Origin of the sequence: Mycolicibacterium arenosum (assembly GCF_024320865.1) — a bacterium.
Classification (GTDB): Bacteria; Actinomycetota; Actinomycetes; order Mycobacteriales; family Mycobacteriaceae; genus Mycobacterium; species Mycobacterium arenosum.
The window spans coordinates 280,220-303,414 of record NZ_JANDBD010000003.1 but is presented as its reverse complement, the minus strand read 5'-3'; the positions used below and the strand labels follow the sequence as shown (position 1 = coordinate 303,414).

Below are 23,195 nucleotides of genomic sequence, written 5' to 3'. Positions count from 1 at the left end.
GCTAACTTCTGCAAGTTAGCTTAGGCATACATAAGGGAGAATACGGGGGCCGCACCGCTTCCGTGACACAGACACATGGGTAGTGACACTCTCGCGGCCGTCGACCGTGATGTGCTCAGTCGGTTTGCCACGTGCTGCCGCGCGCTGGGCCTCACAGTGCACGATCGACGTCGCCCGGCCGACCTGACGACGGCCCGCTCCGGGTTCGCCGAGCTAACCCGAATCGCCCGCGAGCAGTGTGACGCGTGGACGGGTCTGGCCGCCTCCGGTGACACCAGCCCGAGGGTGATCGAGGCGATCTGGACCACCGTGGCAACAGCGGGTGTGCTGCAGCGGCAGCTCGGTCTCCCACCTGGCGACCTGTCGTTCGACTACGACACCGGGCTCTATCTCCGGTTCGCTGCCGCATCGCCCGACGACTTCCAATTGGCCTACGCGACAACGCTGTGCGATGCGGGCCGGTTCGCAGCCGCCGACGAACTCGTCGCAGCGCTCATCGCGCGGCGGCCGAAGTGGCTGCAGGCCCGCTGGGTGCGCGTCGTCATGTGTCACCGCACGGAACGCTGGTCGGAGGTCGTCCGGCTGCTCAACCCCATCGTGAATCAGGTGGGTGACGACTCCGCCGCGGGTGAGGAGATCGCACACGCCGTCCGGGTCGCCCTCGGGATCGCGCTGGCACGACTGGGGATGTACGCGCCCGCGCTGTCCTACCTCGAGGACGCCGGCGGCCCCGTACCCGTCGCGGTGGTCGACGGCACCCTGACGAAGGCGCTGTGCCTGCGCGCGCAGGGCGAGGACCTCGACGCCACCGACGTGCTCGCCGAGCTGTACGCGGCGAACCCCGAGCACGACCAGGTCGAGGCCGCACTGTCCGACACGTCCTACGGCATCGTGCCCACGACGGCTGCCCGGATCGACGCCCGCACCGACCCGTGGGACCCCGCCACCGAGCCGACGGAGTCCGACTTCGTCGATCCCGGCGCCAAGGAGCGCAAGGCGCATCTGCTCATCGAGGCGGAGGCCGAACTCGCCGAGTTCATCGGCCTCGACGAGGTGAAGTATCAGGTCGCGCGTCTGAAGAGCTCGGTCGCGATGTCGATCCGCAGGCAGGAGCGCGGCCTGGCGGTGGCGCAGCGCACCAACCACCTGGTGTTCGCCGGTCCACCGGGAACCGGCAAGACGACGATCGCCCGCGTCGTCGCCAAGATCTACTGCGGCCTCGGCATTCTCAAGAAGGAGACCGTTCGCGAGGTGCACCGCGCCGACCTCATCGGCCAGCACATCGGTGAGACGGAGGCGAAGACCAACGGCATCATCGACAGTGCGCTCGACGGCGTGCTGTTCCTCGACGAGGCCTACGCGCTGGTGTCCACCGGCGCCAAGAACGACTTCGGTCTCGTCGCCATCGACACGCTGCTTGCCCGCATGGAGAACGACCGCGACCGGCTGGTCGTCATCGTGGCCGGATACCGCAAGGACCTGGACAACTTCCTCGACACCAACGAGGGACTGCGATCGCGCTTCACTCGCAGCATCGACTTCCCGTCCTACTCCTCGCACGAACTCGTCGAGATCGCGGTGCGCATGGCCGAGAAGCGCGACAGCCTCTTCGCCGGTGCCGCGCTCGACCACATGGAGACCCTCTTCGCGCACCTCGCGAGCGCGACGACACCCGACGCCGCCGGTGTCGAACGGCGCAGCCTCGACATCGCGGGTAACGGCCGCTTCGTCCGCAACCTCGTCGAGCGCTCGGAGGAGGAGCGGGAGTACCGCCTCGACCACTCCGACGCCGATGACTTCACCGACGACGAGTTGATGACCATCACCGACACCGACGTCAGCAATTCCGCCATTCCGCTGCTCCGCGGCCTCGGCTTGCGGGTGCCCGAATGACGAATCAGCCGCGCCGCGAGTTCACCTCGCGCACCCCGACCAACGAGAACCCCGACCACGTCCGGTACCGGCGCGGATTCGTCACGCGCCATCAGGTCTCCGGGTGGCGATTCGTCATGCGGCGCATCGCATCCGGCGTCGCGCTGCACGACACCAGGATGCTCGTCGACCCGTTGCGAAGTCAGTCGCGGGCGGTCCTCGTCGGCGCCCTGCTGCTCGCCACCGGCGTCGCGGGCTGCTTCATCTTCTCGCTGATCCGCCCGTCCGGCGTGGCCGGTGACAGCGCGATCCTCGCGGACCGCGAGACGTCGGCGCTCTACGTCCGGCTGGGCGAGCAACTGCATCCGGTGCTGAACCTGACGTCAGCTCGGCTGATCGCGGGTCGCCCCGAGAACCCGGACATGGTCAAGGGCAGCGAGCTCGACGCGTTCCCCCGCGGCAACCTCGTCGGTATCCCCGGTGCCCCGGAACGCATGGTGCAGAACACCTCTCGCGATGCGGACTGGACCGTGTGCGACGGCATCTCCGGACCGGCCACCGGCACGACCGTGATCGCGGGCCCGCTGAGCGACGGTGACGAACGCGCCGCCGTCCTGCCGAGCGGCACCGCGGTACTGGTGGACAACGCCGCCGGGCCCGACGGCGGCAGCTGGCTGCTGTGGGACGGCAAGCGCAGCCCGGTCGACCTCAGCGACCGCGCCGTCACCACCGCCGTCGGGCTGGGGGCCGAACCCCCTCCGGCGCCGACGATTTCACCGGGTTTGTTCAACGCGCTCCCGGAAGCCCCGGCGCTGCGGGTACCGCCGATAGCGGGTGCGGGTGGCGCGCCCGGCTACCCCGTGCCGTTTCCCGTGGGGTCGGTCGTCACGTCCTTCGACGCCGACAACACGCTGCGGCACTACGCGATCCTCGCGGACGGGCTGCAGCCCGTGTCCCCGGTGGTCGCGGCGATCCTGCGCAACGCCAACTCGTACGGTCTCGATCAACCGCCTCGTCTCGGCGCCGACGAGATCTCCCGGCTGCCGGTCGCCGATGCCATCGACGTCGGGGCCTACCCCGCGGAACCGGTGACACTCGTCGAACCCGAGGCGGCGCCGCTGACGTGCGCGCAGTGGTACCGCACCGCCGACGCCACCAGCGCCACCGTGGTGCTGCGGTCCGGCGTGACTCTGCCGATCGACGACGATCTACGGGCCGTCTCACTGGTGGGTGCCGGCACGGGCGCAACGGCTGACCGGGTCGTCATCTCCCCCGGTCGTGGCTACCTGGTCGACACCGGCGGCGCCCGCTTCTGGGTCAGCGACACCGGTGTGCGGTACGGCGTCGACGACGAGCACGACGACAAAACCGTTGCCGCACTGGGACTCACCGGTCCCACGCTGCCCATCCCGTGGTCGATCCTCAGTCAGTTCGCGGAGGGGCCGACGCTGTCACGTGGTGACGCGCTGCTCGCCCACGACGGGCTCGCCGCCGACCCCCGCCCCGCCGTTCTCATGCAGGAGAATCCGTGAGCCGCATCATCTTCGAGGCGCGCCGCCGGATTCCGGCTCCGGCGACGCGCAAGGGCACCATCACGATCGAACCACCCCCGGAGTTGCCGAGGGTGATCCCGCCGTCGCTGCTGCGCCGGGTACTGCCCTACCTGATCGTCATCCTGGTCGTCGGCATGATCGTGGCTCTGGTGGCCACCGGTATGCGGCTGATCTCGCCGACGACGCTGTTCTTTCCGTTCGTGCTGCTGCTCGCGGCCACGGCGCTGTACCGGGGGACCGACAACAAGATGCGCACCGAGGAGGTCGACGCCGAGCGCGCCGACTATCTGCGCTATCTGTCGGTGGTCCGGGACAACGTGCGCGCGCACGCCGCCGAACAGAGGGCGTCCGCCGAGTGGTCACACCCCGACCCGGCCCTGCTGGCCGACGTGCCGGGCACCCGTCGCCAGTGGGAGCGCGACCCGCACGACGCCGACTTCCTGGTGCTGCGCGCGGGTCTGCACGATGCGCCGCTGAGCGCGACTTTGAAGGTCAAGGACGCCGCCGACGAGGTGGACCTCGAACCGGTGTCGCACAGCACGCTGCGCGGTCTGCTCGACGTCCAGCGCACGGTCCGCGACCTACCGGCGGGCATCGAGCTCGGGAGGCTGTCCCGCATCACGCTGGTCGGAGATCCCGAGGAGATCAGGGGTGCGCTGCGCGCGTGGCTCCTGCAGGCCGTCGTGTGGCACGACCCGGCGGTGCTGGGTGTCGCCGTCGTGGCGCCCGATCCGGAAGCCGATGACTGGTCGTGGCTGAAATGGTTGCCGCACAACGATGTTCCACACAGCATCGACGGAGCAGGCCCGGCCCGCTATCTCTCCTCCAGCCCGGCGCGGTTGCGCGAGCTGCTCGATCCCGTGCTCGACGATCGCGCTCCGTTCGGCGTCACCGACGAGGGTGCCAGGCACCTGGTGATCGTCGTCGACGACGCGGAAGCCGATATCGAGACGCTGGTTCCGCGGGGCGGGCTGGCGGGGGTCACCCTGATTCACCGGAGCGACGACGAGCCGCATCGCGAGCAGTACGCCGACCCGGAGCGCCCGGTCCTGCGCGTCGTCGGTTCGGCGGGCAGGAGCGCAGCGACCGGGGGGTCGAGTTGCACTCTCCAGCGATGGCAGCAGGGCGGCTGGCAGCCGTTCGTCGACACTGCCGATCACGTCGACGTCGCGCACGCACGCCACATCGCGCGCAGGCTCTCACGGTGGGACTCCAACCCGACCCACGCGCGGACCAGCAACGCCGGCATCGCGACGTTCTCGAAGCTCATCGGCATCCCGGATGCCGCGGCGCTCGACGTCGCGAGCCTGTGGGCGCCGCGCACCAGATTCGACGAACTGCGGGTTCCCATCGGCGTCACGGCCACCGGCGAGCCCCTGCTCTTCGACCTGAAGGACGAGGCCGAGGGCGGCATGGGCCCGCACGGCCTGATGATCGGCATGACCGGTTCCGGCAAGTCGCAGACGCTGATGTCGATCCTGTTGGCGCTGTTGACCACTCACTCGGCGGACCGGCTGATCGTCATCTACGCCGACTTCAAGGGTGAGGCCGGCGCCGACATCTTCCGCAACTTCCCGCAGGTCGTCGCCGTCATCTCGAACATGGCGGAGAAGCGCTCACTCGCCGACCGGTTCGCCGACACTCTGCGCGGTGAGGTCGCCCGGCGGGAGCAACTGCTGATGGAGGCGGGCAGGCGGGTCCAGGGCAGCGCGTTCAACTCGGTGCTCGAATACGAGGGCGCCATCGCCGCGGGCCACGACCTGCCGCCGCTGCCGACCCTGCTGGTGGTGGCCGACGAGTTCTCGCTCATGCTGGCCGACCACCCCGAGTACGCCGACCTGTTCGATTACGTTGCGCGCAAGGGCCGGTCGTTCCGGATCCACATCCTGTTCGCGTCGCAGACGCTGGACGTGGGCCGGATCAAGGACATCGACAAGAACACGTCGTACCGCATCGGCCTGAAGGTGGCGAGCCCCAGCGTCAGCCGTCAGATCATCGGTGTCGAGGACGCGTTCCACATCGAGGCGGGCCCCGAACACAAGGGCGAGGGTTTCCTGGTGCCGACGCCCGGCGCGCTGCCGGTCAAGTTCCGCAGCACCTACGTCGACGGCATCTACGACCCGCCCCGTATCGAGAAGTCGATTGTGGTGTCGGCGGTTCCGGAGCCGGTCCTGTTCACGGCGCAGCACGTCGAGGGGGCTCCCGACACCGTCGTCGTCACCGAACCCGCTGTGCACGACGAGCGGCCGCCGCGCAAACTCGTCGCCACGATCGGCGATCAGCTCATGCACTACGGGCCGAAGGCGCCGCGGCTGTGGCTGCCGCCGCTCGAGGAGTCGATCCCACTCGACGAGTTGCTCGCCCGCTCGGAGATTTCGGAGCGGCAGTGGCGTTGGCCGCTCGGCGAGATCGACCGGCCATTCCATATGCGTCGCGACCCGCTGGTGTTCGACGCGACGTCCGCCGCGTCGAACGTGGTGATCCACGGGGGGCCCAAGTCGGGCAAGACCACGGCGTTGCAGACGTTCATCCTCTCCGCAGCCGCCCTGCACTCGCCGCGCGACGTCACGTTCTACTGCCTGGACTACGGCGGCGGTCAGTTGGGCGCCCTCGAGGATCTCGCGCACGTCGGCAGCGTCGCCTCTCCGCTGGAACCCGAGCGGATCCGCCGCACGTTCGGTGAGCTCGAGCAGCTGCTCCGTGCGCGCCGGGCCCGCGGCCAGAACGGAGACAACCGTGGGGAGCGTGACCCCTACGGCGAGATCTTCTTGGTGATCGACAACCTGTACGCGCTCAGCCGCGATAACACCGACGCCTTCAACACGCGTAACCCGTTGCTGGCGAGGGTGACCGAGCTCGCGAACACGGGGATGTCCTACGGAATTCACGTGCTGATCGCGACGCCGAACTGGCTCGAGGTGCCGCTGGCCATGCGCGACGGTCTGGGCCTGCGACTCGAGCTCAAACTGTCCGATGCGCAGGACAGCAACGTGCGGGTCGTCGGTGCGCTGCGTCGGCCCGCCGACAGTGTGCCCGCCGACCAGCCGGGCCGAGGCCTGACGATGGCGGCCGAACACTTCCTCTTCGCCAAGCCGTCCCTAGAAGACGTCGCGGTCATCAATGCGCGCCACCCCGGCCTGGAAGCACCCCCGGTGCGGCTGCTGCCGAACGATCTTCCGCCGGCTGTCGTCGCACCCCTGTACCCGGCACCCGAGCGCATCGTCATCGGCCAGCGCGAGGAGGATCTGGCCGCGGTGTCGGTCGACTTCGCGCACAATCCGCTGCTGATGGTGTTCGGCGACGCGAAGTCGGGCAAGACGACGCTGCTGCGTCACCTGATCCGTACGATCCGGGTGAACTCGACCGCCGAGGAGGTCGCGTTCACGGTGATCGATCGCAGGCTGCACCTCGTCGACGAGCCGATCTTCCCCGACAACGAGTACACCCCGAACATCGACCGCGTCACCCCGGCCATGCTCGGGTTGGCCGCTCTGCTCGAGAAGCGCCGCCCGCCTGCGGGTTTGACGCCCCAGGAGCTCAGCGGGTGGCGTTATCGGTCCGACCGGGACGGGCAGGTGCACTACCTGATCATCGACGACGTCGACCAGGTACCGGATGCGCCGGCGATCAGCGGCCCGTACGTCGGGCAGCGGCCCTGGACCGGGATCATCGGATTGCTCTCGCAGGCAGCCGAACTGGGGCTGCGCGTGATCGTGACCGCGCGTGCGACCGGTTCGGCACATGCGCTCATGACGGCTCCGCTGCTGCGTCGCATGAACGAGTTGCAGGCACGGACGCTGATGATGTCGGGGAACCCACAGGACAGCGGCAAGATCCGCGGGCACCGCTTCACGCGCCTGCCCGTCGGCCGCGCGATGCTGCTCGACGACGGCGACGAGCCCGAGTTCCTGCAGTTGGTCAACCCGTTCGCGGATGAGGGCGCAGTGCCCGGAGGGCCGGGCTACCCCGGAAACAGAGGAAGGGAGTTCACCTGATGACCCTGCGCGTCGTTCCCGAGGGGCTCGCCGCGGCGGCTTCGTCCGTCGAGGCGCTGACCGCTCGCCTTGCAGCGGTACACGCCGCCGCGGCTCCGCTGATCAGCACCGTCCTGCCACCCGCGGTCGACGCCGTGTCGTTGCAGACCGCCGCAGGTCTCAGCGCACACGGAACCCAGCACAGCGCGCTGGCCGCCCTCGGCGTCGAGGAACTCGGCCGGTCCGGTGTCGGCGTCGGCGAGTCGGCCACCAGCTATGCAGCGGGCGATGCCCAGGCCGCGACGTCCTACCTGGTGGCTGGTACCTGATCATGACCGCCCCCGTGTGGATGGCCCTCCCTCCCGAGGTGCACTCCGCGATGCTGAGCAGCGGCCCTGGCCCCGGGGCACTGCTGGCGGCCGCGGGGGCGTGGCAGTCGTTGTCCACCGAATACGCCAGTGCGGCAGCTGAACTCACCAGCCTGCTCGGTGCGGTTCAGGCCGGCGCCTGGGAGGGGCCCAGTGCCGAGCAGTACGTGGCGGCGCACGCCCCGTATCTCGCGTGGCTGGCCCAGGCGAGCGCCAACAGCGCAGCTGCGGCGGCGCAGCACGAGACCGCAGCCGCGGCGTACTCCACCGCGCTGGCCACCATGCCGACGCTGGTCGAGCTGGCGCTCAACCACACGATCCACGGTGTGCTGGTGGGTACGAACTTCCTGGGCATCAACACGATTCCGATCGCGCTGAACGAGGCCGACTACGTGCGGATGTGGATCCAGGCGGCGACCACCATGGGTGTGTACCAGGCGGTGTCGGGTGCCGCCGTCGCGGCGACGCCGATGTCCACGCCCGCGCCGATGCTGCTGGCGCCGGGGGTCGGGGAGACTGGCAGTTCACTGGCGTCGGCTCGGCAGTCGCTGGCCCAGGTGCAGGCGGCCGACGCGGGCAGCGCGTTGCTCAACGCCGACGTCCTGCAGCAGTTGCTTCAGGCGCTGACGCAGTTCTACCAGGCCTACACCGAGTACACGTATTCGCTCTTCGAACCCATCCTCACGTTCTTCGAGGATCCCGTCGGCAACACCTTCCAGCTCATCACCGGACTGCTGACCAATCCGGGGCCGACGCTGGTGCAGTACGGTCCCTTCCTGTTCGCCGTTGCATACCAGGCGGTTTCGTGGGTCGGCGCGTCGCTGACCTATCCGCAGCTTCTGCTGCAGCCGCTGCTGGCGATCGGGTTGGGCATCGGAGTCCCCCTGCTGCAGGATTACCTCGCCAAGCCGGACCCCGAGCCGGCTCCCGAGCCCGTTCAGGAGGCGGCGCCCGCACCCCAGCAGAGCAGGCCGGTCGTGCAACCCGATCTGGGCGGCACCACCGTGTCCCCCACCGTTCCCGGTCCGTCGGGTGCCGCCCCGGCGTCGACGGTGGCCGGCGGTGCGCCCCCGAGCGGGGCGCCCGCCACCCCCGGTGTCGGTGCCGCGGTGGCCTATGCGGTGCCGCCGTTCGATCCCGGCGGGGAGTCTCCGACCTTCCGCGAGGGCACCGGCGCAAAGGCGCCCGCGGCGGACCTCATCGCCTCGTCGGCCGCCGCGGCGGCGGCGCCGTCGCTGGCGCAGCGCAAGTCGCGGCGTAAGCGCAAGCAGACCGTCCAGGAACGCGGCTACGCCGACGCCTACATGGACTACGAACCCGAGGCCGATCCCGAACCCGCCCCGCCGGCCCGACCGCACACCAGTGCGTCGGCGCACGGTGCGGGCCCCATGGGGTTCGCAGGCACACGCTCCGAAAGTGATTCCAAGGCAGCCGGTTTGACCGAGCTGGCGGCGGATTCCTTCGGAGGCGGACCCGTCAACCCGTTGCTCCCCGGCGACTGGGAAACGAAAACAGATAAGGAGTTATCATGAGCATGCTCGACGCTCACATCCCACAACTCGTCGCGTCCGAAGCGGCGTTCTCGGCCAAGGCCGCGCTGATGCGCAGCACGGTCGCTCAGGCCGAGCAGGCCGCTCAGAGCTCGCAGGCCTTCCACATGGGCGAGTCCGCCGCCGCCTTCCAGGCCGCGCACGCCCGCTTCATCGAGGTGTCGGCGCGCGTCAACCACCTGCTGGACGTGGCACAGGCCAACATCGGCGACGCCGCATCGACCTACGTCGCCGAGGACGCGGCCGCCGCGTCCACCTACACCGGCATCTGATCCGACCAACGAGCCGAAAGGATTTCACGATGTCTCAGATCATGTACAACTACCCGGCGATGCTGGCGCTGTCGGCGGAGATGAACGGTTACGCGGGAGCGCTGCACGCCGTCGGTTCCGACGTCGCGAGCGAGCAGGCGGCGCTGTCGGGCGCCTGGCAGGGCGACACCGGGATGACCTACCAGGCGTGGCAGGCTCAGTGGAACACCAGCCTCGAGGAGTTGGTGCGCGCATACCGCGCCATGGCCGCGACGCACGAGACGAACACCCTGTCGATGAGTGCTCGCGATGCGGCGCAGGGCGCCAAGTGGGGCGCCTGAACGCCGTCGAGCTGACCGCCGATCAGGCCTGGTTCGTCGCCGATGCGGTGAGCGCCGGGAGCATTCCGTGGGTGCTCGCCGTCACGCCGCCCTACAGCGACACCGCCGCCCGCGCGGAGGTGGTCTCTCGGCTGACCGCGGAGCTGACCGAGCTCGGGGTGGTGGTCGACGGCGCTGTCAACTCGGCTGTCCGCCAGTGGATCACGGTGACGTGCCGGGCTCGGCGCTGGCTCGAGCTCCGCTTCGTCAGCGGCCCCGGCCGCATGTTGCGGGGTCTCGTAGCCCGCACCGACGGCACGACCGTCGTCGCTCTGCGCAGCGGCGGGTTGGTGACGTTCACCGAGGTGGACGTCGACCACCCGGAGGCGCTGGTGCCGATCCTGACCGCGGGGCTGTCGCGCCGCCCACCCGCCGTGTTCGACGACTTCGCCGTTCCCGCCCGCATCGGTGCGCGCGCCGACGAGAACCTCCGCGACGGAGCCGATCTCGTGGACGTGCTCGACTTCCTCGGTATCCCACCGTCGGCGCACCACGTGGTCGAGGCCGCCTACGCACCCGACCGCAGCTACGTCGAGATCGTCGCGGGTGATCACCGCGACGGACACCGAATCAGCACCGACGTCGGCGTCAGCGTCGTCGACACGTCGGCGGGCCGGATCCTGGTGTCACCGTCGAAGGCGTTCGACGGCGAATGGATCTCCACCTTCACCCCCGGCACCCCGCTGGCGATCGCCACCGCGGTCGAGCGGCTCACCGCAACGCTTCCCGATGGGCCCTGGTTCCCGCACACGCACTTGATTCGAGATTTCGACCAGAGAACGGAATACGTGGAATGTCACTCACCACTCACACCCCACGCGCGTCGGTGATGCCGATCGTCCGCGTCGCCGTCTTGGCCACCGGCGGCTCGGACGGTCAGGCCGGCGGTCGCGTCACCGACATGGCACTGCCCACCGAACTGCCGCTGCGCGAGATCCTGCCCACGGTCCGCAGGTTGGCACTGCCGCCGAGCGACGACGATGACGACGCGACTCCGATGACGCTCTCGCTCGCGCCGGTCGGCGGTGCTCCGTTCAGTCTCGACGCCACGCTCGACACCGTGGGTGTGGTCGACGGCGACCTGCTGGCGCTGCAGCCCGTTCCCGCCGGACCGGCCGCGCCGCGCATCGTCGAGGACATCGGTGACGCCGCGGTGATCTTCTCGGCCGCGCGCGAGAAGCCCTGGGGGTCAACACACATCGGTCGATTCGCCGGGGTGGCCCTGGTCGGACTGATCGTGGTGGCCACCGCGCTGGCGGCTCTCCACCGCGCGAGCACCGGAGGCAGCGCGGCGCTCGTGGTCGCCAGCGCTGTCGCCGTCGCCACGGTCCTCGGGGCGCTGATGGTGCGGGCGGCGTCGCAGCACCTGTCGACCGCACTGTCGGTTGCCGCGCTGGCTCCGATCGCTGCGGCTTTCGCATTGGCGGTGCCCGGCGACTTCGGCGCGGCCCAGGTGTTGCTCGCCGCCGCCGGAGTGACGGCGTGGTCGATCGTCAGCATCACCATCGCCGAACGGGCGATCGCCGTCTTCACGGCGGTCTCCGTAGTCGGCTTCGGGGTGATCGTCACCGCGGGAACGTCGGTGCTCTGGGAACCGAGCACGTCCGTCGTGGCCGCGATACTGATCGTGCTGGCACTGCTGGTGACCGTGCAGGCGCCGCAGCTGTCCGCGCTGTGGGCGCGCTTCCCCGTCCCGCAGATTCCGGCGCCGGGCGATCCGACGCCGTCAGCGCCGCCCATCGGGGTGCTGCGCGATCTGCCGCGCCGGGTTCGCCTCAGCGATTCGCATCAGACGGGTTTCATCGCCGGCGGGGTGCTGCTCGGCACCGCGGGTGCAGTGACGATCGCTGCGCCGCAGGGTGTTTCGTACTGGTCCTGGTACGTCGGCGCAGCGGTGGCGCTCGGCGCCGTGCTGCGGGCCAGGGTGTGGGACTCCGCACCGTGCAAGGCGTGGCTACTGGCCCAGCCGTTCCTGATCGCGCTCGGATTCCTGGTGGCGTTCATCGCCGAGGGCCGGTTCACCGCCGCCTGGTGGGTCTTGGGCGCGCTGGCCGCGTTGACCGCGCTGTGGGTCGTCGCCGCGCTGTTCCCGAAGGTGGCCTCGCCGGACACGTACTCGCTGCCGACGCGTCGACTGGTCGGCTTCCTGTCGTCCGGTGTCGACGCGTCGCTGATACCGGTGCTCGCCTTCCTCGTCGGACTCTTCGCGTGGGTGCTCAATCGGTGACGCGCCTTTCGACGCGCAGGGGACTCGCGGTGCTGACGGCCGTTGCCGCCGTCGCGATGACCGCCTGCCCGGCCGCTGGAGCGATCACGCCGCCGAAGGTCGCGCCGGGGGTGGCCCCGCCACCGGGTGCCGCTGGCCCGGTGACCACGTACGCACAGCGGTCGCCGTGCGCGGTGGCGGGCGTGCTGCCCGGTACCGACCCCGGTGCTGCGGGCCCGAACCAGCCGATGCTCACCCTGCCGGAGGCGTGGGAGTTCAGCAGGGGCGACGGGCAACTCGTCGCGGTCATCGACACCGGGGTGCGGCCGGGTCCGCGGCTGCCGAACGTCGAGCCCGGCGGTGACTTCGTCGAGTCGACCGACGGTCTGACCGACTGCGACGGCCACGGCACGCTGGTGGCGGGCCTCATCGCGGGACAGCCTGGCCCGGATGGGTTCTCCGGGGTGGCGCCCGGCGCGCGCGTGCTGTCGATTCGGTCGACGTCGGCCAAGTTCTCGCCGCGGGATGCGTCCGCAGCGGCGCGGCAGGACCCCGTCGTCACCCGTGCCGTCGTCGACGTCACGACGTTGGCGCGGGCCGTCGTTCGCGCCGCCGACCTCGGCGCCCGTGTCATCAACGTGTCGTCGGTGACGTGCTTCCCCGCGGGAGTCGACGTCGACCAGAACCCGCTGGGCGCCGCGCTGCGATACGCCACCGTCGAGAAGGACGCCGTCGTCGTCGCCGCGGCCGGAAACAATCAGGCCGGGCTGAACCCCGGCTCGGCGTGCCCCTCCAATCCGCTGTCGGATCCCGGCAGGCCCGAGGACCCGCGCGACTGGGCGGGCGTGACGTCGGTGTCGATCCCGTCGATGTGGAACCAGTACGTGCTGTCGGTCGGTTCGCTCACCCCGACCGGCCGGGCGTCGGCGTTCACGATGGCCGGACCGTGGGTGGGCATCGCCGCACCCGGTGAGTTCATCGCCTCGGTCGGCAACGGTGACGACGGCGGTCTGGCGAACGCCCTGCCCAACGATAAGGGTGAGCTCTTCCCTCTGTTGAGCTCGAGTTTCGCGGCGGCCTACGTGTCGGGCGTCGTGGCGTTGGTGCGCAGCAGGTTTCCCGAGTTGAAGGCGCAGCAGGTGGTCGATCGGATGACCGCGAGCGCCCGCGGCGCCGCTCGGGCGCCGTCGAACCTCGTCGGCGCCGGAGCGGTTGATCCGACCGCGGCGCTCACGTGGGACGTCAGTGCGGTGGCCGAGGACGGCGGCGCGGTGGCGTCCGAGGCGATCGCGGCGCCCGCCGAACCCGCGTCCGAGGACCACACCCCGCGAGCCGTCGCGCTGGCGGGCACCGCTGTGCTGGTGCTCGGAGCGATTGTGACTGCGGCGGTCGCTGCGAACCGCCGGAAGGAGACCCTGTGACCATCCGAATCTCGTTGGCGCTGTTGGCCGTCGTGCTGGCCGCCATGGCGTACCCGTGGCAGTCGGTGATCGACCGCTGGATCGTCGGGGGCGCGGTCGCCGTCATGCTGATCACCTTCGCGTGGTGGCGTGGACTGTTCCTGACGACGATGCTCAGCCGTAGGATCGCGATGTGGCGCAGGCGCGGAACGACGCCCGCTCGCCGCCACGCCGATCGGATGATGATCCTCCTACAGGTGGACGATCCTGCGGGAGTGGATCTTTCGCTGCCACTGGTCGCGGGTTACGTCGACCGTTTCGGTGTGAGGTGCGCCAGCGTGCGCATCACCAGCCGCGATCGGGTCGGCGCTCGCACGACGTGGATCGGGATGACGCTGGACGCGGTGGACAACCTGGCGGCCCTGCGGGCCCGGTCGCCCGACCTGCCGCTGTACGACACGACGGAGGTCGTCGGCCGCCGGCTCGCGGACCATCTGCGCGAGACGGGACTGGAGGTGACGGCCGTCAACGCCGCCGCTGCGCTGCTCGGCCAGTCCGGCAGGGAGACGTGGACCGGTGTCGACGACGAGTTCGGGTTCGTCTCCGCCTACGGCCTTCGCGTCGACGACCGGCTGGGAGATCGGCTCGCCGAGGTGTCGGCCCAGCCCACCGAGACGTGGGTGACGCTGGAGTTCAGCGGGACTACGGCGCGCCCGACGGTCGCGGCGGCATGTGCCGTCCGGACCGCCGAACCCGTGCGCGGCGCGCCACTGGACGGTCTCGTCGTGCACCGCGGAGCGCAGCGTCCACTGCTGACCGCGCTGGATCCCACGTCGGCTGGGCGGTTGGGTATCGCCGAGGTCCCGGTACCGGACGGGCTGCTCGAGCGCATCACGTGGCGGGTCGGGTCGACGAAGTCGGCGCCGGTGCAGCAAAGCCACTTGTAGTATCGCCGCATGGCGGGGCCACACCCCGGCGAAGCGCGAGGTGAGTTCGAGTACCTCTTCGAGCCCGTCGCCGGCGATACGACGACGACCGAGGTTCCGGTGGAGGGGCCGGTGGCCGACGAGTCTGCGGGGGACCGGCGCGGCCGTTCGGTCGGGTTGCTCGCGGTCGCAGCGGTCGCGGGTGTCGCGATCGGCGTGGTGCTGATGTGGCCGGATCCGGGCCCGACCGGTCCGGTGCCGGAGACATCGTCCACCCGTCCCACGCCGGCTCAGGTCAGCACCGGTCAACCCGTCGCGGAAACGCCGCCGCCGGCTCCGGCGCCGCCTCCCGATGCGCCGGTGCCCACCGCCGTGCCGGTGACCACGGCCGTGCCGGCGAATCCGCGGACGACGGCGGCGGTGTCCACGCCGACGCCGACCCCGGCCCCGCCGCAGTCGCGGCAGGCACCGACCCCCTCGCTGCGCACGCCGATCAGCGTGAGCCCGTCGTCGCGGGTGCCGTTCCCCAATCAACAGGCTCCCGCGCCGGGGGACACGCCGCCCGGCGGCCTGCTCGGCGGCGGCGGGATCCTCTGAGTGGCTACTGGACTTCTGCACCAGGGTGGTCGGTGGTGACGCGATGCACGACCCCGGTGCAGAAATCAGTGTCGACAGCGCCGAGTGCTGCACGATGGCTGTGTTGTGACGCGATCAATGACCCTCGTGCAGAGTTGGGTGACACCCGTGCCGAGTTCCGCACGAGGGTCGTCGGTGGTGACGCGTTGCACGACCCAGGTGCAGAAAACGGCTACTCGAACATGAACCCGCGTAGGAACCGCGTCATCCGGCGCAGGTAGTCGGGTTGGCTGACGTGCAGGATGTGGTTTCCGGGGAACCAGTGGAACGCGCAGCGATCCCAGTGCCGCCACAGCGCCTCGGCCTGCTCGGGCGGGGCCAGCCGATCGCCGAGCCCGGTGATGATGAGCCTGCGGTCCTTCGGTACCAGCGGAGGGTAGTTCAGCGGTGAGTGGTAGCGCGCCGCCGCCGACGACAGTTCCGGATCGGTACCCGCGATGCGGTTGCCGAGCTTGACGAGGAGATTCGCGGGAAACCACTCGTCGAACTGCGACTCCGGAGTCACCACAGGCACATTCGGGATGACGGCCTGGATGCGGTCGTCGACGCCGGCGATCAGCGCCGAGGTGTAGCCGCCGAGTGACATCCCGGTCAGGGCGATGCGATCCACCCCCGTGTACTCGAGATAGTCGAGAACCGACCGGAAGTCGTGCACGGCCTGGGCCATCGACTCCGCGAAGCCCGCGAACCCGTCGGCGAAGAAGCCGTAACCGCTGAAGGGCGAGTGCTTCTCGGCCCTCCGACCGTGAAACGGCAGTGTGTACAGCAGCACGTCGTATCCTGACCGGTAGAACCACGGCAGCGAGAAGAACAACCCGTTGAAGAGGTAGGCCGAACCCATGAAACCGTGGATCAGGCACAGCGTGGGGTGCGGTCCGTCGTCGTGCCGCCAGTGCTGGGCGTGCACCACGTTGTTACGCTCATAGCCCCGACGACGTTCTCGCACAGCGGGATTGACGGCTTCGAAGCTGCTTCTGAACCTGATGTCGTGCACGCTGCCGTGAGCGAGCCACTCGGCCACCGGGTTGGCGGGCCGCGACGCGACGCGCGGGGGCTCGGACGGGGCGGGGAACGACAGCGCCGGGTCCCTGGCGGCACCGAGTTCGGCGTAGAACCGAAGGGCATCGCGCTCGGCACGGGAGTCCTCAGGCCGCAGCAGGGCGCCCGCGATCGTCGGCAGCATCGCCGTTCCGACGATCGACGCGATCGCGGTGCGCAACCCGATGTCCGCGACAGCGGAACCGTCGACGATGACCTTCTGCTTCCATGTCAGGTCCTGGCGCCGTGGCAGGCCGCGGGCGGTCGCATCGGCTCCGGGAACGTCGGGAACCGGGATGGGCGGATAGACGGGAACGCTCGACGACTCTCCGACCACAGCCCGATGTTAACCCGCCAGCTCGAACAGCCGGGCCGCGTTCCGGTACAGCACGCCGCGCAGCCAGTCGTCGTCCATCCCGTCGAGCCGGGTCAGCACCGTGATCGCCTCGAGGTATCCGTACGGGATGTTGGGGAAGTCGCTACCGAACAGAACGCGGTCGCCGTGCTCGCGCAGCCGCGGCAGCGCGTCGGGTGGAAACGGCATGGTCTCCTCGGCGAACGGCGTGAACGCCATGGTCGTGTCGAGTCGGACCTCGGGGTGGCGATCGCACAGATCGAGGAACTCGACGTATTCCGGCATCCCCAGGTGGGCGACGACGAGTCGCAGCCGCGGATGCTCGGCCAGGACGGCCGCGATGGGCTCGGGGCCGGTGTGCAGGCCGGGTGCGGGGCCCGAGCCGCAGTGGATGACGACCGGGACGCCCGCATCCTCGAGGACACCCCATACGTCGCGCAGCAACGGGTCGGTTGGGTCGTAACCGCCCACCTGCACGTGCGCCTTGAACACCCTGGTGCCGCGTGCGATGGCGTCGGCGACGTACGCGGCGGCACCGGGCTCGGGGTAGAACGTGGCGGTCGGCAGGCAGTCCGGCGTGGTCGCGGCGAACTGGGCCGCCCACTGGTTGAGCCATGCCGCCATGTCCGGCTTGTGCGCGTAGACCAGCGACGTGAACGCCTGCACGCCGAAGCCGCGCAGGGTGTCGAGCCGGTGCGCCTCGTCGGTGCGGTAGGTGATGGGCCACGCGCGGCCTACCAGCGGCCCGGCGGCGTCGAAGTACTGCCAGACCTTGTCCATCACGCGCTTGGGCATGAAGTGGGTGTGCACGTCGACGAGGCCGGGCAGCCCGAGATCGGTCCAGATTCCGCGTACCGCTTCTGATTCGTCCATCGTGTTCGACCATAGGCACATGTGGAATCCCGATGTGTACCTGGCCTTCGCGGACCATCGCGGGCGACCGTTCTTCGATCTGATCGGGAGGGTGCGCGCCGAGTCGCCGCGCCGCGTCGTCGACCTCGGCTGTGGACCGGGGAATCTGACGGCGACCCTCGCGCAGCGCTGGCCCGACGCCGCGCTGGAGGCCGTGGACAGTTCCGAGGAGATGGTGGCCGCGGCGCGGGACCGCGGGATCGACGCCGTCGTGGGCGGGATAGCCGAGTGGACGCCGAAACCCGACACGGACGTCGTGGTGTCGAACGCGGCGCTGCAGTGGCTCCCCGACCACAGGGCGATCGTCACGCGGTGGGCGAGCGAACTCGCGGCGGGGTCGTGGATCGCGTTCCAGGTGCCGAACAACGTCGAGCTGCCGTCGCACCGGGCGATGCGCGAGGTGGCTTGCCGCCCCGAGTTCGCAGAGCCGTTGCGCGACATGCCGTGGCGACAGGGGAACTCGGTCGAACCGCCGGAGAGTTACGCGGGCGCGCTGACCGACGCGGGTTGTGCAGTCGACGCGTGGGAGACCACCTACGTACACCAGTTGACCGGTGACACACCGGTGTTGGACTGGATCACCGGAACCGCACTGACTCAGGTGAGGAGCAGGCTCACCGACGACCAGTGGGAGAGCTACCGGCAGGCGATGATCCCGGTGCTGGCCGAGGCGTACCCGATGCGGCCCGACGGGACGACGTTCTACCCGTTCCGGCGGATCTTCGTGGTGGCGCGCGTCGGCTAGCGCTTACTGCGCAATAACTCGAGCACCTGCACCACCAGGTCGTCGATGTTCGCGCCCGTGGTGTCGACCACCAGGTCGGCGCTCTCCGGTGGCTCGTACGGCGCGTCTATTCCGGTGAGCCCCTTGAGTTCTCCGGCGCGGGCGCGCTTGTACAGGCCCTTCGGGTCGCGGCGTTCGCACTCCTCGACCGACGTCGACACGTACACCTCGAGGAACGGCAACTTGGCGGCGTCGTTGAGCGCGCGGGCGATCTCCCTGTCGGACCTCAACGGCGACACCAGCGACGCCAACGCCACCACACCCGCGTCGGCGAACAGTCGCGTGAGATGGCCGACGCGACGGATGTTCTCGGCCCGGTCGCCCGCGGAGAAGCCGAGATCGTCGGACAGCCCGTGCCGGATGTTGTCCCCGTCGAGCAGGTATGCGACGTCGCCGGACTCGACCAGCGCGCGTTCGACGGCTACTGCGAGCGTCGACTTTCCGGAGGCCGGCAGCCCGGTGAACCAGATCGTGGCACCGCGCTGCTCGGTCCTCCCCCAGCGGTAATCCCGATCGAGTGACGACGGGTGCCAGCGGATGTCGTTGCGCGTCTGCTCACCCGGCTTGACCTCACGGGCTTCGGTGATGGTGCCCGCGCCGACGGTGTCGTTGGACGTCTCGTCGATGAGGATGAACGCGCCGTTGTCGCGGTTCTCCGCATAGGGGTCGGCGACGACGACCGAGCTCGTCCGCAGTGTGACGGAACCGATGTCGTTGAGCCCCAGCTCGACCGGCTGATCGAGGTCGTCCAGCGTCTCGGGATCCAACCGGGTGTGCAGCGCCTGTACCGTCGCCCGGACCGTGCGGGTGCCCTGCTTGAACGCCACACGATCGCCCGCGCGCAGCGGGGTTTCGGTGAACCAGCACACCGTGGCGTCCACCTCCCTGGCGAGCACAGGGTGTGCGGCATCCTCGGCGCCGCTGACGAACACATCGCCGCGGCCGACGTCGATGTCGTCGGCCAGTTCGATCGACACCGACAGCGGCGCGACGGCCACCTCGCGAGCGTCGTCGAGAGTGTCGAGCCTGGTGATGGTCGACGAGGTGCCCGCGGGCAGCGAGACGATCGGATCGCCGACGCGCAGCGTGCCCGCCGACAGCCGACCGGTGTAGCGACGGCGATCGTCGGCGGTGGGCCGCGACACCCACTGCACGGCGAGCCGCAGATTCGCCGCCTCGGGATGGGGTGCCGAGAGTTCGATGTCCTCGAAGTACTCGAGCAGGGTGGGCCCGTCGTACCAGGGGGTGTTGTCCGACCTCTCGACGATGTTGTCGCCCAGCTTGGCCGCGACCGGGATCACGGTGAGCTCCGGTAGGCCCAGCCGGTCGGCCAGCAGCCGCAGGTCGGCCTCCACCTCGCTGAAGCGGCCCTTGTCGAAGTCGACCAGGTCGATCTTGTTCACCGCGGCGACGAAGTGTTTAATGCCAAGCAGTTTCGCGATGCGGGCGTGTCGACGGGTCTGGCGCAGAACGCCGGCGCGGGCGTCGACCAGCAGCGTCGCCACGTGGGCGTTGGACGCGCCGGTGAACATGTTCCTGGTGTATCGCTCGTGGCCGGGGGTGTCGGCCAGGATGTAGCTCCTGCTCTCCGTCGAGAAGAAGCGGTAGGCCACGTCGATCGTGATGCCCTGTTCCCGCTCGGCGCGCAGGCCGTCCGACAGTGCCGCCAGATCCGCGATGCCCTCGTCGTCGGTGACCGCCTCGAGGTGGTCGAGCGGCAGGCTGTCGGTGTCGTGCATCAGCCGGCCGATCAGGGTGCTCTTGCCGTCGTCGACGGAACCCGCGGTGGTGATGCGCAGCAGTTGCCTCGTCATATCAGAAGTAGCCTTCCCGCTTGCGGTCTTCCATCGCGGCCACGGACGTGCGGTCGTCGGCGCGGGTCTCGCCGCGCTCGGACACCGTCGCCGCCGAGATCTCGGAGATCACGCCCGTGATGTCGGTGGCGCGGGACCGCACCGCGCCGGTGATGGTCAGGTCACCCACGGTGCGATAGCGAACCCACTCCACCGCCGAGATCTCGTCGCCCTGCGGCTGAACGTATTCCGACACCGCCAGCAGGATGCCGTCGCGCTCCAGCACCTCGCGCTCGTGCGCGAAGTAGATCGACGGCAGCTCGAGGTTCTCCAGCTCGATGTAGCGCCAGATGTCGAGCTCGGTCCAGTTGCTCAGCGGGAACACCCGGACCTGCTCTCCCTTGCGGATGCGCCCGTTGTACAGCGACCACGGTTCGGGCCGTTGCGCCCGCGGGTCCCACTGGCCGAACTCGTCGCGGAAGCTCAGGATCCGCTCCTTCGCGCGGGCCCGTTCCTCGTCGCGCCGGGCGCCGCCGAACGCCGCGTCGAAGCCGCCCGCCTCGAGGGCGTCGAGCAGCGTGCGGGTCTGCTGCCGGTTGCGCGACGCTCCCGCGCCGGGGTCGGCGACGCGACCGCTGTCGATGGTCTCCTGCACCGAGCCGACGATCAGCTTGTGGCCGTGTTCGTTCAGTCGCCGGTCGCGGAAGTCGATGACCTCGGCGAAGTTGTGGCCGGTGTCGACGTGCAACACCGGGAACGGAAGCGGTGACGGCCGAAACGCCTTCTCCGCCAACCGCAGTAGCACGATCGAGTCCTTGCCCGCGGAGAACAGCAGCACCGGGCGCTGCAGTTCGGCCACGACCTCCCGGATGATGTGGACGGCCTCCGCCTCCAGCAGCCGGAGTTCGTCGACGTGAACGTCGTCGAAGGTGAGCGTCATACGGGCAGTCCCTCTCTCGCCGCGTCGGCCTTGTAGCGCTCCACCCACTCGTCGGAGCGTTGGTCGGCCTGGCGCTCCAACACCGGCGCGGGGGCCAGTCGGCGGTCGAGGCCGAGGGCCTCCAGCACGTCGCCGACCACCTGAGTCAGGTTGCGCCACAGCACCGGGTACGGAACGTCGATCGGCGTCACGCCCTCCTCGGCGAACCAGTTGCGCCAGCCCTCGTCCTGGGCGCGCAGCATCGTCACCACGTGGGCGATGGCCCCGGCGTGATACTCGGCGCGCGCGTCGCGCACCGGGTCGGGACGGCCCCGCCAGACCCTGGTCTGCACGGCGCGCCAGAACGACACCGCCTGCGAGATGACGTCCGGCCGATAGACGTGGATGAGCACCGGGTCGCTGCCGACGACGTCGCGGATGGCGGCCAGCAGGCCGGTGCCGGAGCGTTCGGACTCGGGCAGCCCGCTCACCCGGTCGAGCAGCAGCGGCGTCTGGTTCCACATGAGCTTGCCGCCCCACACTCCGTTGGGGGTGCGGCCGACGGTGCGGATGTAGTCACGCCAGATTCCGGCGGGGGCGATGTCGGGCTTGCCCTCGTCCAACGGGTCGAGCAGTCGCAGGATCGACTCGTCGCCGACGCCCGCGAACCACTGCCGGGGCTGAGGCGACTGACTGGTGGTGGGCAGGTACTGGAAGAACTCCTGCGGCTCACCCGCGACGCCCGTCGCGCGCAACGACTCGACGAGCAACGTGCTACCGCTGCGCTGTGACGCGAGCACCAGATAGGCGGAGGGGGCCATGGCGTGCAGCGTAGCCGGTGATGAAAACGCCTGCTAGATAGGCATTTTACTCAGCACGAGCAGAACTATTGGCCGTCGCGGACACCGCGCTCCGAGGCGAGCGCCGAGCGGCTGGGCAGCGGTTGTTCGAGCAGGCTCAGGTAGGTGTGCGTATAGCGCTCGGAGATCCGGGTACCCGCGAAATCCGAGGGGATCACGTCATTGGTCTTGTCGCGCCAGTCGTTGAGAAGCAGGGCGAGGTCGGTGGCGACGCGCTCGTGCTCGTCGGACGGATCCTCGAGCAGGTTGACGGCTTCCGTCGGGTCCGCCGCGAGGTCGTACAGTTCGCGAGCCGGCCGTGGGCCGCGGGTCATCGGGCCGACCACCTGACCGGGTGCACTGTCGGCGATGTCCCACGGGAGATCGAGCATCGGTCGCGGCGCGTAGTTCTCGATGTAGCTGTACTCCTTCGTGCGAATCGCGCGGATCGGGTCGAAGGAGTCGTGGTAGGTCTTCGTGGTGTAGACCTCGGTGCGCGCCGGGGGTCCTCCGGCGGCGGTGAGCCGATGTGCATGCGAAACACCCTGCACCGCATCGGGAATGGTAACGCCGAGCAACTCGAGCAGAGTGGGTAGCAGGTCCACGCCGCTGAACAACTCGTCGTACACGCTCGGGGGGACCGCCCGGCGGCGGGGCGGCCGCACCACGAAGGCGATACCCGTGCCCGCGTCGTACAGCGTGGACTTCGCCCGCGGCAGGGCCGGCCCGTGGTCGGTGACGAAGACTACCCAGGTGCTCTCGTCGAGGCCCGTGCTCTCGAGCGTGTCGAGCAGCCGGCCGACCGCGGCGTCGGCCACGGTGATCGAACCGTAGAAGTCGGCGAGGTCCTGGCGGACGTCGGCGGTGTCGGGCAGGTAGTCGGGGAGATCGACGGAGCCGGAATCCGCTGGGGTGTAGCGATCGTGGGGATACGGCCGATGCGTCTCGAAGAACCCGGTGGTCAGCAGGAAGGGTTCCGCGGGCGCCTCGGCCAACCATCGGGTGGCGTGTTCGACCACGTATTCGCAGTAGGAGTTCGACACGTCGTAGGAGTCGAAGCCCAGGCGATCCGGGTACGACGTCTCATGCTGCATCCCGAACAGAGCTGTGTGCCAGCCTGATTCGGACAGCAGGTCCGGGAGGGTGCGAACGTCGGACTTGTACTCCCAGCCGTGGTGGGCCAGACCGATCAGCCCGTTGCTCTGCGGGTAGCGGCCCGTGAACAGCGATCCCCGCGACGGCGAGCACAGCGGCGCGGTGGCGTGCGCCCTGGTGAAGCGGATGCCCTCGGCTGCCAGCGCGTCCAGGCGCGGACTGGCGACGTCCGGGTGGCCGTAGACACCGAGGTAGCGGCCGAGGTCGTGCCAGTGCACGAGGAGAACGTTGTCGGGCATCCGTACGAACTTAGCCACACTTTCGCGCCGAGCGTGCACTGAGGG

19 protein-coding genes are annotated in these 23,195 nt (G+C 69.7%); 13 read left to right on the top strand and 6 right to left on the bottom strand.

Annotated elements, in window-relative coordinates; translation table 11 throughout:
* The first annotated feature begins 75 nt into the window (after positions 1–75).
* The 12 genes from eccA to NM203_RS08570 are packed head-to-tail and all read left to right on the top strand — an operon-like array spanning position 76 to position 15,077.
* A complete protein-coding gene (gene eccA / locus NM203_RS08625; RefSeq protein ID WP_255059422.1) occupies positions 76–1,893 on the top strand; it encodes a type VII secretion AAA-ATPase EccA in 1,818 nt (605 codons plus the stop codon).
* A complete protein-coding gene (gene eccB / locus NM203_RS08620) occupies positions 1,890–3,404 on the top strand; it encodes a type VII secretion protein EccB (protein WP_255059421.1) in 1,515 nt (504 codons plus the stop codon). Before eccA ends, eccB begins: the two co-directional genes overlap by 4 nt.
* Positions 3,401–7,420: a type VII secretion protein EccCa gene (gene eccCa / locus NM203_RS08615; RefSeq protein WP_255059420.1), complete on the top strand. Its 4,020-nt coding sequence runs from the start codon at positions 3,401–3,403 to the stop codon at positions 7,418–7,420. The genes eccB and eccCa overlap by 4 nt, the downstream gene beginning before the upstream one ends.
* Positions 7,420–7,728, top strand: coding sequence for a PE family protein (locus NM203_RS08610; protein ID WP_255059419.1), 309 nt, complete (start codon positions 7,420–7,422; stop codon positions 7,726–7,728). Before eccCa ends, NM203_RS08610 begins: the two co-directional genes overlap by 1 nt.
* A gap of 2 nt (positions 7,729–7,730) precedes the next feature.
* Complete coding sequence (locus NM203_RS08605; RefSeq protein ID WP_255059418.1) at positions 7,731–9,299, top strand: PPE family protein; 1,569 nt, start codon at positions 7,731–7,733, stop codon at positions 9,297–9,299.
* Positions 9,296–9,589, top strand: a complete 294-nt coding sequence (locus NM203_RS08600) for a type VII secretion protein EsxS (RefSeq protein WP_255059417.1) — start codon at positions 9,296–9,298, stop codon at positions 9,587–9,589. The genes NM203_RS08605 and NM203_RS08600 overlap by 4 nt, the downstream gene beginning before the upstream one ends.
* A gap of 29 nt (positions 9,590–9,618) precedes the next feature.
* Positions 9,619–9,909, top strand: coding sequence for a WXG100 family type VII secretion target (locus tag NM203_RS08595; RefSeq protein WP_255059416.1), 291 nt, complete (start codon positions 9,619–9,621; stop codon positions 9,907–9,909).
* The gene (locus NM203_RS08590) at positions 9,897–10,778 is read left to right on the top strand and encodes an ESX secretion-associated protein EspG (protein WP_255059415.1); all 882 of its coding nucleotides are present in this window, start codon (positions 9,897–9,899) and stop codon (positions 10,776–10,778) included. Before NM203_RS08595 ends, NM203_RS08590 begins: the two co-directional genes overlap by 13 nt.
* The gene (gene eccD / locus NM203_RS08585; protein ID WP_255059414.1) at positions 10,742–12,175 is read left to right on the top strand and encodes a type VII secretion integral membrane protein EccD; all 1,434 of its coding nucleotides are present in this window, start codon (positions 10,742–10,744) and stop codon (positions 12,173–12,175) included. The genes NM203_RS08590 and eccD overlap by 37 nt, the downstream gene beginning before the upstream one ends.
* A gap of 56 nt (positions 12,176–12,231) precedes the next feature.
* Entirely contained in the window at positions 12,232–13,575 is a 1,344-nt protein-coding gene (mycP, locus tag NM203_RS08580) for a type VII secretion-associated serine protease mycosin (RefSeq protein WP_255059724.1), read from the top strand.
* Positions 13,572–14,501, top strand: coding sequence for a type VII secretion protein EccE (gene eccE, locus NM203_RS08575; RefSeq protein WP_255059413.1), 930 nt, complete (start codon positions 13,572–13,574; stop codon positions 14,499–14,501). Before mycP ends, eccE begins: the two co-directional genes overlap by 4 nt.
* Positions 14,502–14,510: 9 nt before the next feature.
* Positions 14,511–15,077 carry a hypothetical protein gene (locus NM203_RS08570; RefSeq protein WP_255059412.1) on the top strand — a complete coding sequence of 189 codons (567 nt, stop codon included), beginning with the start codon at positions 14,511–14,513 and terminating at the stop codon, positions 15,075–15,077.
* A gap of 211 nt (positions 15,078–15,288) precedes the next feature.
* Here NM203_RS08570 and NM203_RS08565 read toward each other — a convergent pair whose 3' ends face one another.
* Both NM203_RS08565 and NM203_RS08560 read right to left on the bottom strand, forming a co-directional pair.
* The gene (locus NM203_RS08565; RefSeq protein ID WP_255059411.1) at positions 15,289–16,491 is read right to left on the bottom strand and encodes an alpha/beta hydrolase family protein; all 1,203 of its coding nucleotides are present in this window, start codon (positions 16,489–16,491) and stop codon (positions 15,289–15,291) included.
* Between the two features lie 9 nt (positions 16,492–16,500).
* On the bottom strand, positions 16,501–17,382 hold the full coding sequence (locus NM203_RS08560) for an amidohydrolase family protein (RefSeq protein WP_255059410.1): 882 nt from the start codon (positions 17,380–17,382) through the stop codon (positions 16,501–16,503).
* A gap of 19 nt (positions 17,383–17,401) precedes the next feature.
* Here NM203_RS08560 and NM203_RS08555 point away from each other — a divergent pair, with 19 nt between their 5' ends.
* Complete coding sequence (locus NM203_RS08555; protein WP_255059409.1) at positions 17,402–18,166, top strand: trans-aconitate 2-methyltransferase; 765 nt, start codon at positions 17,402–17,404, stop codon at positions 18,164–18,166.
* Here NM203_RS08555 and cysC read toward each other — a convergent pair.
* From cysC to NM203_RS08535, 4 genes are all read right to left on the bottom strand, one after another.
* Positions 18,163–20,019 carry a sulfate adenylyltransferase subunit CysN gene (gene cysC, locus NM203_RS08550; RefSeq protein WP_255059408.1) on the bottom strand — a complete coding sequence of 619 codons (1,857 nt, stop codon included), beginning with the start codon at positions 20,017–20,019 and terminating at the stop codon, positions 18,163–18,165. The two genes, NM203_RS08555 and cysC, sit on opposite strands and share 4 nt — an antisense overlap.
* Before the next feature lies 1 nt (position 20,020).
* Entirely contained in the window at positions 20,021–20,938 is a 918-nt protein-coding gene (gene cysD / locus NM203_RS08545) for a sulfate adenylyltransferase subunit CysD (RefSeq protein ID WP_255059407.1), read from the bottom strand.
* Positions 20,935–21,738: a trehalose 2-sulfotransferase gene (stf0, locus tag NM203_RS08540; protein ID WP_255059406.1), complete on the bottom strand. Its 804-nt coding sequence runs from the start codon at positions 21,736–21,738 to the stop codon at positions 20,935–20,937. The genes cysD and stf0 overlap by 4 nt, the downstream gene beginning before the upstream one ends.
* Before the next feature lie 65 nt (positions 21,739–21,803).
* Complete coding sequence (locus NM203_RS08535; protein ID WP_255059405.1) at positions 21,804–23,150, bottom strand: sulfatase family protein; 1,347 nt, start codon at positions 23,148–23,150, stop codon at positions 21,804–21,806.
* Positions 23,151–23,195: the final 45 nt, after the last annotated feature.